This window comes from Pseudoxanthomonas sp. GM95, from assembly GCF_900109775.1.
In the GTDB taxonomy this organism is placed as follows: domain Bacteria; phylum Pseudomonadota; class Gammaproteobacteria; order Xanthomonadales; family Xanthomonadaceae; genus Pseudoxanthomonas_A.
Window position 1 is genome coordinate 1,699,908 of record NZ_FOAX01000001.1, and the last position, 14,923, is coordinate 1,714,830.

The following is a 14,923-nucleotide window of genomic DNA, read 5'->3' on the forward strand; positions in this document are numbered from 1 at the left end:
CACATCGAACGATCAGAACTCCCAGCGCAGCTTGCCCCACACGTAACGACCCAGCGTGTCGTAGGTCGATGCGTCGGTGTTGGACGCATTGGAGTAGTAACCGTAATAGATTGGCGGCAGCTTGTCGGCCACGTTGTCCACGCCCAGCGAGGCGTTGAGGTGCAGCTTCTCGAACTTCCGGCTCAGCGAGAGGTTGTGGTAGACCACCGGATTGACCTTGAAGTACACGCAGTTGCCGGCGGCATCGGTGTTGTAGCAGTAGTTTTCATAGGCGCTGCCAACCGTGCTGGAGCCGATGTAGCGCATCGTCCAGGCGGCATGCCAGTCGTGGTAGTCCCAGCCGGCAGTCAGGTTGGCCTTCAGGCGCGGCAGGTTGCCACCGGTGCCGGAGGTCTCGCCGACGTAGTTATGCGAATCGCCGTCGACCAGGTACTTGTCCATGATGGTCGCATCCAGCCCGAGCTGGAATTTTCCCCAGCGCCCGGCTTCGAACTGGTACTTGGTGCCGAAGTCGTAGCCTCGGATCTCGACCTTGTCGTAGTTGATCGCATACGGCACGGTCACGCTGACCAGCGCGCCGGTGGAACTGCGCTGCACCAGCGCGCAGTACTGCGCGTTGCCCTGGTAGCACTGGTCCAGCACGTAGGTGTAGTCAACGCCGGAGATCATGTCGCTCAACTCGACGCGCCAGGCATCGAGGTTGACCGAGAAGCCCGGCAGCCATTCAGGGTCGTAGACCAGGCCCACGTCGTAGGAATGGCCGGTCTCGGGCTTCAGGTCGAAGCCGGCGTTGGCATCACCGGTGACGATCACCGTGGCCGACCCCGTATTGACGAAGCTGCCATCGGTCGGCACGTTCGTGCAGCCACCCGCGCCTGCGCCGCCGGTGTAGCCCTCGCACGGATCGTAGAACGTGCCGGCGTCGTAGATGCCCTGGTACGGCGAGCCGTACAGGTCGCCCAAGGCGGGGGCGCGGAACACCTGCGCGGCGGTGCCGCGGATCAGCAGGTCTTCGACCGGCCGCCATTCCAGCGCCAGCGAACTGTTGGTGGTGCCTCCGAAGGCGCTGTAGCGCGAATAGCGGCTGCCGATGTCCAGCGTCAGCGAATGCGCGAACGGCACATCGGTCAGGATCGGCACCAGCAGCTCGGCGTAGACCTCCTTGAGCGTCTCTTCATGGCCCTGGGCCAGGATGCAGCCGTCCATGTAGTCGCACGCGCCGTATTCGTCGGCCATGGCCACCGAGGCCTGCGTGCCCTGCTGGAAGCCGTTCTTGCGGTATTCCAGGCCGACCGCGGCCTGCACGTCACCGGCCGGCAGGGTGAACAATGTGCCGTTGAGCGCCAGGTTGAAGCTCTTGCTGGTGCTCTCGTCCTTCAGATCCACCGGTAGCAGGCTGGCGTTGAGTGCGGCGATGGTGGAGGGATCGTTGACGTTGAACACGTTGGCCGTGTTGAAGACATCGGTCAGTTCCGAGGTCACTGCAAAGCCGTAGCGCACCAGCTTGTCGACATACTTGGCATAGCCGAAGTTGGCATCCCACTTCCAGCTGGAATCGCCGAAGCCACCGCGCAGGCCGGCGTCGATGTTGGTCTGCGCCATCGAGGAAACATACTTGCGCGTAAACAGATCGGTACGCAGGTAGTACTCGCTCAGGTCGGCACCGAACGGGTTGTAGGGATTGTCGGCGATATCGGCGCCGACCGAACTGGCGCTGATGCCGTACGGCTGCAGGTGGGAGATCGTCTTGCTGTGGGTCCACAGCACATCAGCATAGGCCTCGATGCTGTCTGTCACATCGAAGGTGCCGCGGGCGGTGAAGTTTGTGCGCTCTACCGGCGTGGCCATGTACTGGGTGCCGTAGTAGTTATAGCGATCGCCCGCCGCGCTGCCGAAGGTGTGGTAATCGCTGGCGCTAAGCTGGCCGGTGCCGGCGTTGCTGTTGGCGGCGACCACCGAGCCATCGCTGAGCACCGCGCGCCCGTTGCTTCCGGTGTAGCTACCGATCACGCCGTTGACGTAGTTGAGCTGCTTCTGCGCGAAGTCGCGATCGCTGTTATAGAGCGCGTTCTGCGAGTTGTGGCTCAGGCCCAGCATCAGGCTGCCGCGGTCCCAGGTCTTGCCCCACTCCACGCCAAAGTTGCGACGGGCGCCATCGCCGTGACCGCTGATTCCACCATCGGCTTCCAGCGCGAAGCCGTCGTAACCCTTCTTGAGAATGATGTTGACCACGCCGCCGATCGCATCGGAACCGTAGATGGCCGACGCACCGGAGGTCAGCACTTCGATGTGGTCCACCATCGAGGCGGGGATCGAGTTGACGTCCACGCCCGGTGCCGAAGCCACGCTGCTCGCTGGGCCGGTCATGCGGTGGCCATCAAGCAGCACCAGCGTTCGCTCAGGCCCTAGGCCGCGCAGCGAGACCAATGCACGGCCATGACTGAAGCCGCTGTTGATCGACGTATTGGCCTGATATCCGGCCATCACCGGCATGTCCTGCAACAGGTCACCCAGCGTGGATTTGCCGCTGTCCTCAATGCGCTGGCGATCGATGGTGATCACCGGGCTGGCCGTTTCCATGTCCACGCGGCGGATGTGGCTACCGGTGACGCTGACGGTGTCGAGCGTCTGCGCCTTCTCATCCTTGGAGGCATCCTCCGCGGTGGCGTCGGCCTGTTGGGCAAGTGCAGGCGCAATGGTGGTGGCGGAGAGTGCCATCGCCATGGCGATGGCCAGGGCGCTGCGCGTGTGGCGCGGACGGGCATGGGGGTTCGACAGCATCGAAGGATCCTCGGACTGAAATACAGCGGGAAAGTAGGGAAATCCGGGCCAAGACCGCCCGTTCCGCGGTGGCAGCGGAATCCAAACAACAAGCAAGGCGAAACACCGGTGGCCGCAGGGCCCAGGTGTCTTAGTACCGACCGTCGCCTCCCCGACGACGATCGTGGTGCCGCCATCGGCGACACCGCGTCCCTTTTCAACCGCGATCCATCACGCTGCGCGCGAGAAGATCGCTGATCGGTCCAGTGCCATCATCCAGCAACAAAAGACAGATCGTCTTGACGCAATTGGCTGGGCCACGTGCGGAAATCCGCACTTTTCTGACGGCCCAGTCACTTCATCCGTAACGCGCCGCGATATTGACCTTGCTACCAGCGATCAACGGCAGCGCAACGCGGTCGCGATGCGGGCCGCTCAGTGTCGCCGGCGCGCCATCGATGGTGACTTCGCGCAAGGTCTTTCCGGCGGGCGCGCGCAGGGTCAACCAGGTGGTCTTGGGTTTCAAAGCGGGCAGCGTCACCTGCGCCTGGATCGCGCCTTGCTCGGGCTTCGCCTGAAGCGACACGCTGACCTTGCCCCACGGCGTGGGCGCACCGATGATCGTGATCGGCTTGCCGCTGGCGAGCCAATCGCGTGGCAATGCACGCGCCAGGAACAATTCCTCCTCCTGGTCGAACACCAGCATCCAGCGCAGCAGCAGCGGCACGGTCATCTGCGCCGGCATGCAGAACAGCGGCATGCCGCCGGTGATGCCAGCCACCTCGCCTGCGGTCCAGCTACCGCGCGTGTGCGCCTGGTAGCGATGCGCATAGAGGAACAGCAGGTATTCCTCGATCCGGTCCAGCCGCAGCAGCTGCTGGGCATGCCCGTAGGAAATGAAGCCGAGGATGTCGCGCCCCTCCGGCGTGGGCTTCCAGATGTTGGAGACGATGCCCAAGGTCGTACCGCCGTGGCCGCGCAGGCAATCGATGACCAGGTGCGCCAGGTCGTCGGGCAGCACGTCGGCCTGCAACAGTTCCGCATAGGCACGATGCGACCACAGCTGCTCGCTCTTGCTGGGATCCTCCTGCGACATGGCCTGGCGGAAGGTCTCGGTCGTGCCCGGCAGCGGGCCGACATACGCGGGCGTGAGATCGCGGCGAATATCGGCACGCAGGCTTTCCAGCAGTCGCTTGTGCAGCTGCTGCGCGCGTTGGCGCCATTGGCCGGAAAGTCCTGGCGTGCCCGCAATCGTCGGCCACACCGCGGCGATGTCTTCCCAACCGCGGATCGCCAAGGCGCTGTTGCCGAAGTACGGCTTCCACCAGAGCGACGGATCCGGATACAGGCAGGCGTCGGATTCGCTCCAGCCGTGGATCAGGCCGTAACCGCGATCGCTGCGCGGCAGCTTCAGGCTGGCATCGTGCAGTTCGGCCAGCAGCTGCGCCGTCGCTTCGATCTTGCCCTGGTGCTTGCGCAACAGCGCGATATCTCCGGTGTAGCGCAGGTAGCGCGCCAGCAGCGAGAGCGTCAGGCCAAACTGGCCCGTCTCCGGCCCACGCATGTTGATCAGGCCATCGGGCTGGGTGTACTCGGACAGATAGTTGTCCAGCACGGCGCGGGCCTGGTCGAAGCGACCCCACTCCAGGTTGGCGTACAGCGAACTGGTGAAGGTGTCCTGGAAGCCGTCGTACTCGTTGCCGACATAATCGCGATCCACCGCCCCGTACTTCGGATACACGCCACCGGGGCGCACCACCAGCTCGCGCGCGAAGGCGAAGCGCGCCAGATCTGGCCAGCCCGCATCGGGCAACTGCATCGCGCTGGCCTGCGCCAGCTGCGCCTGCCAGACACCGGCGAAGTCGATCATGCCGCGATAGAAATCCTCTGCCGTGGCGCCGCCGCGGCGTGGCGGATAATCGGGATAGCTGTAGCCGTAGACGGTGCGCACCGCCCTGCCCTGCTCGACCAGCACCGCGCGGTGCCAGGTCTGCACGATGAACTTGTCCTGCGCATTGACGTCTGCGAACACCAGCAGGTCGTACCAGCGGCCCTCGCCGGCCGGGATCACCTTGTGCACGGCCGGCATCCAGCCGCCCAGCACGCCTTCGGCGCGGTGGGCGACCTTGTCGGCATCGACCAACTCGGGGAAGAACTGGATCGCGCGATAGGTGCGGCTGCGCCCATCGGGATAGATCTGCATCGTGTCGTTGCCCTGCACGGTGCCGACGAACGTCGTCCAGGGCAGGCGGCCGTTGTAGTCCTTCGGATCCAGGCGCGAGGCCGGCGGCGGCGCGACATCGCGCACTTCATCCTCACGCGGATCGCCATCGCGCAGCAGCTGATCGGCCAGCAGGTCGGCTTCGGCCATCGCCAACTTGGCCAACGGCATGCCGAAGTACGGCGTGGCGGTGCTGCCCCACACGTCCTCGGTGCGCTTGCCCAGATCCAGCACGCCGGCCGCGCAGGCCAGCACCAGCGCGCCCTGTGGCGTGCGCAGGTCTTCGTGCACGGTCCAAACCTGGCCGCGATGGGCAAAGGCGCTGAGCTGGGTAAGCCCGGCCAGATCGACGTTGCTGACGGGCTGCAGGACCGGCAGCGGACTGGCGTCCCCTGCGGCGCCGGTCTTGTCGGCAGCCAGGCTGCCGACAGCGGGAAGCAGGCCGGCGGCTGCCGTTGCGGCCATGCCCTGGCGAAGGAAGTCTCTGCGATCCATGGTGCCCACGCGGTTCGATGATCAAGCTGCATCGTGCGGCGCGGGGCGCGCGGCGTCTTGTCCTGCACGCCTGTCGCCGGTGCGGCTTTTCGCACAAGTCGGGTCTGCCGGCGACAGCGCTCCGGTCCGCAGTTGCAGCTCAGTACGTGCCGACCGTGACCCGCAGCACCGGCGGATCGGTGCGGACGAAATTGAGCCCGTAGTCGGTCTGGTCGCCGTTGAGCAGGCGTTCGAACTGCCACTGCCCGTCCACGTAATGCCCCAGCTCCACCCGCAGCAACTGGCCATGTAAATCGTCGTTGGCGACACGCGCAAATTCGGCGCGTGCGGCGAAGCCGGTCAGTAGGAACTGATCCGCTGCGGTCTGCACCACCAGCAGGCGACCATCATGGTCGGCGTTGCCCGACAGGATCGGATCGGCATCGCCCCAATACGGCGCACCGTAGGACACGCGTACTTCCCAGTCGCCGAAACGCAGCGTCCGCTGCGGCTGGCCGGGCTGCTCGGCCACCGCCTGCAGACGGCCTTCGAACGCGGCCTTGGCCAGGATCCGCTGCATCGGCGCCAGCTGGCCAAAGTTGGCCGCGTGGGCGGCGGTGGCGGTCTGCTTCTGCGGCGAGTCCGCACCATCCATGCCGAACACCGAGAAACCGATGCCGCCCTGGCCGAGCACATGGAACAGATACGGCACCGTCGCCGGTTCGAAGCCGGTTTCCGACACCCAGGCGGGGTTGTCCGGACGCGCGTACTGGCTGATGACCTTGGTGTATTCGTTGTAGTCGCTGGTGTAGATGTCGGTGCCGATGAAGTCGATCGACGGCGTCGCCGCGCGCCACAGGTCGAACACATTCACCGTTGCGCCCCCGGAGGGGTAATCCAGCCCCGGGAATTTCTTGCCCTTGTAGCGCAGCCAGGTATTGACGTACATCGGCAGCGGATACGCCTGCTTGCCGGCGGCGGCGACCTGCTCAATGTAATGGGCGGTGCCATAGGCATTGAAGGCCTCGTCGGCCTCGGGCCCGAACACCTGCTGCCAGCTCCCGGCCGGCTTGCCCAGCTTGGCCGTGATCGCCGCCGGCACCGGCTGGGCGAAGGCGGCATTGGCGGCGGCGCCGTGGTCGCGGACCGCACCGACCGTGCCCGGCTCGTTTTCCACCTGGACCAGGATCACGGTGTGGCGATCACCGTCGACCTTGCGCAGGTGCGCCATCAGCGCGGTGAAGGCGCGTGTGTCCGCCTCGACATTGGCGCTGGCATAGGGCGAGAGCACATCGACCGGCTGGCCCTTTTCATCCAGCGCGCGCGGATAGGTCGCGGCGTCGCGCTTGATCCATTCGGGCACGTAGTGCATCTGCCCATTCTTCCAGCTGCCGAACCACAGCAGCGCCACTCGCAGCCCGCGCTGGCGAGCTTGGGCAATTAGCGCATCGACGTTAGCCGTGTCGTAGCGCCCAAGTGCGGGCTCGAACTGCTCCCAGTACACCGGCGCCTCGACGGTGTTGGCGTGCAAGGCCACCACCTGATCCAGCGAACCCGGCAGCACCGACGGCCAGGCGCTGGAGTTGTGCAGCTGCGCAGCCAGTACCGTGTACGGCGCGCCATCGACCAGCAGCGCATGGCGGCCCTTTTCGCTGACGAAGCGCGGCAGCTGCTCGGCCGTGGCGGCGGCGCACACGCCCGCCAATAGCAGGCCGGCCAGCGCCAGGCGTTGATGCAAGCGGCTGGCACGGCGACGGGGGTTGGAACATGCTGCAGTCATGGCGCGATGGCCTCCAAGGCATTCCAGCGCGGCGTGGCGCCGCCCTGCAGGTGACGGACGAAAAAGTCGTACTGGCGACGGGTGACGTAATCGATCGGACCGGTGGAGCGACCGACGGTGTGTTCGCCACTGGGTACGGCGAGCAGGTCGAACTCCTTGCCCGCCTTGATCAGCGCGTCCACCAACTGCCCGGTCGAGGCGGGATCGACATTGCTGTCCTGCTCGCCGACCACCAGCAGCAGGTCGCCGCGCAGCTTGCCCGCGTTGACCACGCCGGAAGCGCGCGCGTAGCTGTCATCCACCGGCCAGCCCATCCACTGCTCGTTCCAGCTGATCTTGTCCATGCGGTTGTCGTAGCAACCAGCCATCGCCACGCCGACGGTATAGAACTCGGGATGGCGCTCCAGCGCGCCCAGCGTGCTCTGGCCACCGGCCGAAGCGCCGTAGATGCCCACGCCGCGGCTGATGTCGTAGGAAGGATCGCGCGCGGCCATCGCCTTGTGCCAGGCGATGCGATCAGGAAAGCCAGAGTCGCCCAGTTTCTTCCAAGCCACATCCTGGAAGGCCTTGGAACGATTGGCCGTGCCCATGCCATCGATCTGCACGACGATGAAGCCCAGATCGGCCAGCGCCTGCATGCCGATCTGCTTGTCACCGCCAGAGTGATAGCCGAACGGCCAAAAGGTCTTGGGCACGAAGGCATCGTGCGGACCGGCGTAGATGTTCTCGATCACGCGATAGCGCTTGTGCGGATCGTAGTCGCGTGGACGCACGACCATGCCCCAGATATCGGTCTTGCCGTCGCGGCCGTTGGCGACGAAGGTTTCCGGCGCCTTCCAGCCGGCGGCGACCAGGCGCGAGAGGTCGCCTCGTTCTGCCACCTGCACAAGCGCGCCGTCGATGGTGTGCAGTTCCATGACCGGCGCCAGGTCCGGACGCGAATACAGGTCCACGTAATAGCGGCCATCGCCGGAGATCGCGATGTCGTGATCAGCATCTGACTTGCTCAGCCGGGTCAGATGGCGCCCGTCGAAATCCACGCTGAAAAGCTGGCGATCGTACGGGTCCTTGCCAGCTTCGGTGCCGCTCGCGCTGAACCAGATCCTGCGCTGGACATCGTCCACGCGCAGGACCTCGCGCACCACCCAATCGCCACGAGTAAGCTGCTGCTTGATCTTGCCGGTGATGCCATCAACCAGGTACAGATGGCGCCAGCCGTCGCGTTCGGAGATCCAGAGAATCTCCTTGCCTAGGCCGTCGACATCATGGGCGAAGCTGCGATCGGCGTAGATGAAGGTCTTGGCCGTTTCATCCACCGCCGCATGCGCCCGGCCGCTGGCCGCATCGACGGCCACCACGCGCATCCGCTGGAACCCTCGCTGCACGTACTGCACGCTGAAACTGGCGCTATCGGCGCGCCACTGGATCGGCGACATCGAATAGGGGTTGGTCATCAGCGCATCGTCGATCGCGATGCGGCGGCCGCTCACGTCGAACAACACCGGACGCTCGATATCCACCGCATCGCCGGGCTTGGGATAGAGCTGGGTTCGCACGCGCGGCTGCAGCTGGTCTGGCGGCGAAGACTCGACCCGCGTCACCAGGCGCGGGAAGCCGGGCGTCACCCGGTACAGCGCCACATGGCGCGCATCGGGCGACCAGGCGATGGTTTCCGGGTCGTAGAAGGCGTCGGCGCGGCCATCGGAGGTCAAAGTGATCACCTGGCCGTCCGCCACCTTCCGCAGCACGACATTGAAGCCGTCTGCATAGGCGTCCCACTGCCCGTCGGGCGATCGATGTGGCGTGTTGTCCGCCGCGACGCGCAGATCGCGCACCACGCCAAAGCCGCGTGGCCGTCCGGAGCTCTGCATAGGCGCACACACGTAGTCGACCAGCGTGCAGCGCCACGTTGCGTAGTCGCTGTCCATGTAAAAGCGGATGGCGCTATGCGCCTGCGCGCCTTCGGCCTCGTAGTCGAAATGCGAGAACGGCAGCGCCAGCGGGGCGACCGCCTGGTGGCTGGCCCGGGACAGTGCCTCGGCCAACCTCGCCGCATCGAACGCCGGCTCGACCGCATCGCGGCCCGGTGTGCGCACGACGAAAGCAAATCCCCCTTCGACCGTCTTGCGGTAGTAGAAGCGGCCGTCATCGCGCCATTGCGCCGGGAAGGCGACATCGCGCGTCAGCCCGCGCCAAGATTCGCGCAGGCCGAGCGAACGCGCGTAATCGGCAGGCGTCGGCGTGGCCTGGACGCTGCCGGCGACGGCGAGCAGCAGCAAGGCGGCGAACTTCTTCATGCGCGGGTCTTCATGCGGGGGCCTCGGGTGTCACGCGGTGCGGCTTACTCGCCGTCGTCTTCTTCCAGCGCCAGTTCGTGGCTACGCAGGCCGCTGCGCGCACCCCAGTGGTAGATGCCACAGGCGATCACCGCCACGCAGACCGTGTCCCAAGGATGGGCGATTGCGCCGATGCCGCCGAAGGTCCCCAGGTAGGACACGCCCATCACCAGCACGAAGAACACGATCAGCCAGGCCGAACTGCGCACCTGTTGCAGCACGCGCGCGCGGCGCGGCGTGGACGGCAGCTGCGACAGCACGTAGCCGACGTAGATCAGCACCTGCAGGCCCAGCAGCCAGGACACTGTCGACCAGGTGGACCAGTAGACGATCAGCGCGGCGACCATGAACGACAGCGGCCCCAGCACCGCCATGCCCTTGACCCGGAACGGGCGCTGCAGGTCAGGCGCGCTGCGCCGCAGCGCGGCCACCGTCACCGGGGCGATCGCATAGCTCAGCACCAGCGCGGCCGACACCACGCCGATCAGCGTGTCCCACGACGGGAACGGCAGCGTCCAGAACACCGACAGGCCAAAGCTCAACCACAGCGCGGGACGCGGGATGCCCGACTTGGCATCCACCCGCGTCAGCACCGGCAGGAAGTTGCTGCTGCGCGCCCAGCCGTACACCACGCGCGGCGTGGCGTTCATGTAAATGTTGCCGGTGCCGCTGGGCGAGACCACCGCGTCGGCCACCACCAGCGTGGCCAGCCAACCCATGCCTAGCGCCAGGGCGATATCGCGGTACGGCAGCGAGAACACCTTGTCCATGCCGGCCCAGCCGCCGGCCAGCACGTCGCCCGGCACCGCGCCGAGGAAAGACAGCTGCAGCAGCACGTAGATCACCGTGGAAAGCGCCACCGACAGGATCAACGCGATCGGGATCGTGCGTTGCGGGTCGCGCACCTCGCTGGCCACCGACACGATCGGAGTCAGGCCCAGGTAGGCGAAGATGATGCCACCGGCGGAGATCGCCGCTTCCACGCCCGCCGCGCCGGCCGGCGCGAACCCGTGGCTGTGCAAGTTGTCGCCGTTGAAGTGCGAAAGCAGCAGCACGATCACCAGCAGCGGCACCAGGAACTTGAACACGCTGATGACGTTGTTGGCCAACGCGAAGGTCTTGACGCTAAAGTAGTTCAACAGGAAGAACAGCACCAGCAGCGCGAACTGCAGCAGCCAGCCGGCCAGGCTGGGATGGGTGCTGCCTGGCTGGCTCAGCGACGGGAACCACGCCGCCGCGTACTGCCTGCAGGCTTCCACCTCGATCGCGATCAGGCTGGAAAACGCGATCAGCGTGATGAAGCCCGTCAGCCACCCCAGCAGCGCGCCGTGCGAATACTCCGGATAGCGCACCACGCCGCCGGCGCGCGGCAGCGCCGCGCCCAGCTCGCAATACACCAGGCCAAGCAGGAACACCGCAATGCCGCCGATGATCCAGGACAGGATGCCGGCTGGCCCTGCGATCGAGGACACGTGGCTGGCCGCGAACAGCCAGCCCGAACCGAAGATCGAGCCCAGGCCGATGAAGGTCAGGTCGGTCAGGCTGAGGCGTTTATGGAATTTTCCTGCTACTGCCATGGGATCCCCCGGTGGTGCGTTGGGTGCCGAAGCCGTTGCGGACCGAGCGCCGCAACGTGCAAGCGAAGGTGGGAGGCGATGCCTCAGTGCGTGGGCGCGTCGGCCCAGGGCGAGGTGCCGCCTTCCGCGATGAAGCGATCGATGCGCGCGTCCAGCACCGGCAGCGGCACCGAGCCCAGCGACAGCACCGCGTCGTGGAAGGCGCGGATGTCGAACTTCTCGCCCAGCGCGGCCTCGGCCTTCTTGCGCAGCTTCAGGATCTCCAGCTGGCCCAGGTAGTAGGACAGCGCCTGGCCCGGCCAGGCGATGTAGCGATCGACCTCGGTGGTGATCTCGTGCTCGCTCAGTGCAGCGTTGTCGCGCAGGTAGGCCAGCGCCTGCTCGCGGCTCCAGCCTTCGTGATGGACGCCGGTGTCGATCACCAGGCGCGCGGCGCGCCACATCTGGTAGGTCAGGTAACCGAAGCGCTCGTAGGGCGTGGTGTACATGCCCATCTCCTGTCCCAGGTATTCGCAGTACAGCGCCCAGCCTTCGCCATAGGCGGAGATGTAGTTGTAGCGGCGGTAGTCCGGCAGGCCGGTGTCCTCGGCCGCCAGCGACATCTGCAGCGAATGGCCCGGCGAGGATTCATGCAGGGTCAGCGCTGGCAGCACGTACAACGGCCGCGACGGCAGGTTGTAGGTGTTGAGCCAGTAGGTATCCATGCCGCCACGGCCGCCGGTGTAGAACGGCGCCAGGTCATCGGGCACCGGCTTGATGGTGAAGCGCTGGCGCGGCACGCGGCCGAAGTACTTACCCAGGTTGCCGTCCATCGACTTGGCGATCCAGGCGGCGTGATCGAGCAGTTCCTGTGGCGTCTTGGCGTAGAACTGCGGATCGGTGCGCAGGAAGGTCAGGAACTCTGCGAAGCTGCCCTTGAAAGCCACCTCATCCATCACCTGCTGCATTTCCTTGCGCAGGCGCGCGACTTCGTCCAGGCCGATCTGGTGGATCTGTTCGGGCGCCATGTCCTCGGTGACGAACTCGCGGATCTGCGCGCGGTAATACGCCTTGCCGTCGGGCAGCGCTTCACCAGCCAGCGTGGTGCGCGCATGCGGCATGTAGTCCTGACGCATGAAGGTCAACAGCTTGCCGTAGGCCGGGATCACGCTGGCGGAAATCGCCGCCAGCGCCTGCTGTCGCAGTTGCGCCTGCTGCGCGGCGGGGATCGAAGCCGGCATCTGCTTGAACGGCGTGTAGAACAGGTTGGCCTCGCCCTTGGCATCGACCACGTCGGCGATCGACTGGTCGCGTCCGGTGAGCGTCACCCGCGGCTGGCTGAAACCGCGCGCCAGGCCAGCACGCATGTTGACCGTCTGCTCGTCGAAGTAGCGCGGGATATCGGCCAGCAGTTTGAGGTAGCGCCGATAGTCGTCGGCGCTGTGCAGCGTACTGCGCGCGGTGAAGCCCAGGTTGGTCCAGAACGCGGTATCGCTGTTGAACGGCATTTCCCACGCGCGGAAATGCTGCTGATCGAGGAACACCTCGATCTGCTGCCGATAGACCTGATAGTTGACCTGGTCTTGCGCCGAAAGCTGCGCCGGCGGGATTGCATCGAGTTCGCGCATCACCTGCTGCCAGTACGCCGTGCGCATGGCCTGGGTGGCGACATCGACCTTGGGCAGATGGTCTGCGGCGCGGCTGTCGCCGTTCTCGTCGTCGGCGCCGGCGGTCTGCGCCTGGCGCCAGGTCCACTCGCGGGTGTAGAGCGCCTTGAAGCGCGCGGTCGCATCGCCCTGCACGGCGGCCGCGTCGGCATCGGCTGCTTGCGCAAAGGGAATCGCACCGGCGAGGCTGCCGACGCCAAGGGCCATCAGCAGTGCAAAAGACAAATGGGAACGCAGCATCATGGGGTGTCCTTGGCAGGCGTGGCGGCGGACGCGGCAGCGCCGGACTGGACCTGGGCGATCCAGGCGTCGATCCGCGCGTCGAGCAGGTCCAGCGGCATGGCGCCGCCGCCCAGCACTTCGTCGTGGAAGGCGCGGATGTCGAACTTGTCTCCCAGTGCCGCTTCGGCCTTGGCGCGCAGCGCCAGGATGTCGAGCTGGCCGAGTTTGTAGCCCAGCGCCTGGCCCGGCCACACGATGTAGCGATCGGTCTCGGCTTGGATGCTGGGCTCATCATCGGACGGATGGGCGTGGAAGAAATCCACCATCTGCTGGCGCGTCCAGTGCTTGTAGTGCACGCCTGTGTCGAGCACCAAACGATTGGCGCGGAGCAGCTCGCCGGCCAGGTGGCCGTAGGCGCTATAGGGATCCTTGTAGAAGCCCACTTCGCCGGCCAGGCGCTCGGCGTACAGCGCCCAGCCTTCGATGAAGGCGTTGTAGCCGGCCTGCTGGCGGAACGGCGGCAGCGGCAAGGTCTGGGCCAGCGAGATCTGCAGGTGATGGCCCGGCACGCCCTCGTGATAGGCGGTGGTCTCGATGTTGACCAGGGTGCGGTCGGTCGCGTCGTTGGCGTTGACCATCACGATGGCCGGCTTGGTGCCTTCCGGATTGCTCTGCCAGTACTCGGCGCCGGGCGCCTCGCGTCGGAACGCCGGCATGCCCTGCACTTCCAGCGGCGTCTTGGGCAGGTGGCCGAACAACTTGGGCAGTTCCGGTTCCATCCCGGCGATGTAGCCGCGATACAGGTCCAGGATCTGTTCACTGGACTTGGCGAAATGGGTCTTGTCCGTTGCCACCGCCTTGCGGAAGCTGGCCAGGTCCGGATAGCCCTGCGCCTTGGCGATCGCGGTCATCTCGCCTTCGATGCGCGCCACTTCCTGCAGGCCGATCTGGTGGATCTCTTCGGGCGACTTATCGGTGGTGGTCTGGGTGTGGATGGCGAACAAATAGCGCTTGTCGCCATCGGGCAGCGACCACAGGCCTTCGTGCTGGCGGCCCCGCGCGGCGTATTCGTCCTTCACGAACGAGGCCAATTTTACGTAGGCCGGGCGTACCGCTTCGTCGACAGCGGCGACGAGCTGCTTGCGGATGGCCTCGCGCTGGGCCGGATCGGGCACGGCCTTGTCGAGCTTCTTTAAAGGCGAGGCGAACGCGCTGTCGGCACCAGCCGCCGCGGCGATCTTGGTGATCTGCGCCGGCAGGCGGTCCAGCAGGTAGCGCGGCTGGACCAGCTGGTCCTTGGCACCCTGGCGCGAGACTTCGATGATCTGGTCCAGCAGCGCCGGGATCGCGTGCAGGCGCTTGATGTAGTCCTGGTAATCCTTGGCGTTTTCAAACGGGAACGCATCGCCCTGCCCGGCCAGCGCGAGTTGAATGCCACCCACCGGTTCCAGTGGCATCTCGTAATTTTTCAGGTCGATGCCGGTGAGCTTGTCGCGCAACTGGCGCAGCATCATCTGCAAGCTCAGCTGGCGCTGCTCATCGAGCGCCTTGCCGTCGATGGCTTCGAACTGCTTGAGCAGCGCGGCCGTGGCCGTACGATCGGCCTGCACCGCGGCCAGCGAGTAATCAGTCCAGCGATCGTTGTAGCGCCGGTCGCCGATGATGCTGGCGAACTCCGGGCTGTGCGCCAGCTGGTATTGCCATTGCTGGTCCAGCAGCGCATCGAAGGCCTTGGCCACCCGTGCGCTGTCCACGACCGTCTTGGGGGTTTCGACCGCCGCCGGCGGCGAGGCAGGCTGGCAGGCGGTGAACAGCGCGGCGGCCAGCACACTGATGGCGAGGGGGCGGAACAGGGTCATGCGCGCACTCCGATGGCAAAGGTCACAAACGTCCAAGCCTGCCGGACA

7 protein-coding genes are annotated in these 14,923 nt (G+C 65.9%); all 7 read right to left on the minus strand.

The window, feature by feature from the left end; genetic code table 11:
• Positions 1 to 12: 12 nt before the first annotated feature.
• The gene (locus tag BMZ17_RS07815; RefSeq protein ID WP_093137862.1) at positions 13 to 2,781 is read right to left on the minus strand and encodes a TonB-dependent receptor; all 2,769 of its coding nucleotides are present in this window, start codon (positions 2,779 to 2,781) and stop codon (positions 13 to 15) included.
• Positions 2,782 to 3,118: 337 nt separating this feature from the next.
• Entirely contained in the window at positions 3,119 to 5,476 is a 2,358-nt protein-coding gene (locus BMZ17_RS07820) for a glucosidase family protein (RefSeq protein WP_093137865.1), read from the minus strand.
• Positions 5,477 to 5,615: 139 nt separating this feature from the next.
• A complete protein-coding gene (locus tag BMZ17_RS07825) occupies positions 5,616 to 7,235 on the minus strand; it encodes a DUF5597 domain-containing protein (protein WP_093137867.1) in 1,620 nt (539 codons plus the stop codon).
• A complete protein-coding gene (locus tag BMZ17_RS07830) occupies positions 7,232 to 9,532 on the minus strand; it encodes a DPP IV N-terminal domain-containing protein (RefSeq protein WP_093137869.1) in 2,301 nt (766 codons plus the stop codon). Before BMZ17_RS07830 ends, BMZ17_RS07825 begins: the two co-directional genes overlap by 4 nt.
• A 44-nt stretch (positions 9,533 to 9,576) precedes the next feature.
• Entirely contained in the window at positions 9,577 to 11,148 is a 1,572-nt protein-coding gene (locus tag BMZ17_RS07835; RefSeq protein WP_093137871.1) for an APC family permease, read from the minus strand.
• Positions 11,149 to 11,231: 83 nt separating this feature from the next.
• Complete coding sequence (locus BMZ17_RS07840; RefSeq protein ID WP_254775248.1) at positions 11,232 to 13,001, minus strand: DUF885 domain-containing protein; 1,770 nt, start codon at positions 12,999 to 13,001, stop codon at positions 11,232 to 11,234.
• A gap of 32 nt (positions 13,002 to 13,033) precedes the next feature.
• Positions 13,034 to 14,875, minus strand: coding sequence for a DUF885 domain-containing protein (locus tag BMZ17_RS07845; protein WP_093137875.1), 1,842 nt, complete (start codon positions 14,873 to 14,875; stop codon positions 13,034 to 13,036).
• Between the last annotated feature and the right edge of the window lie 48 nt (positions 14,876 to 14,923).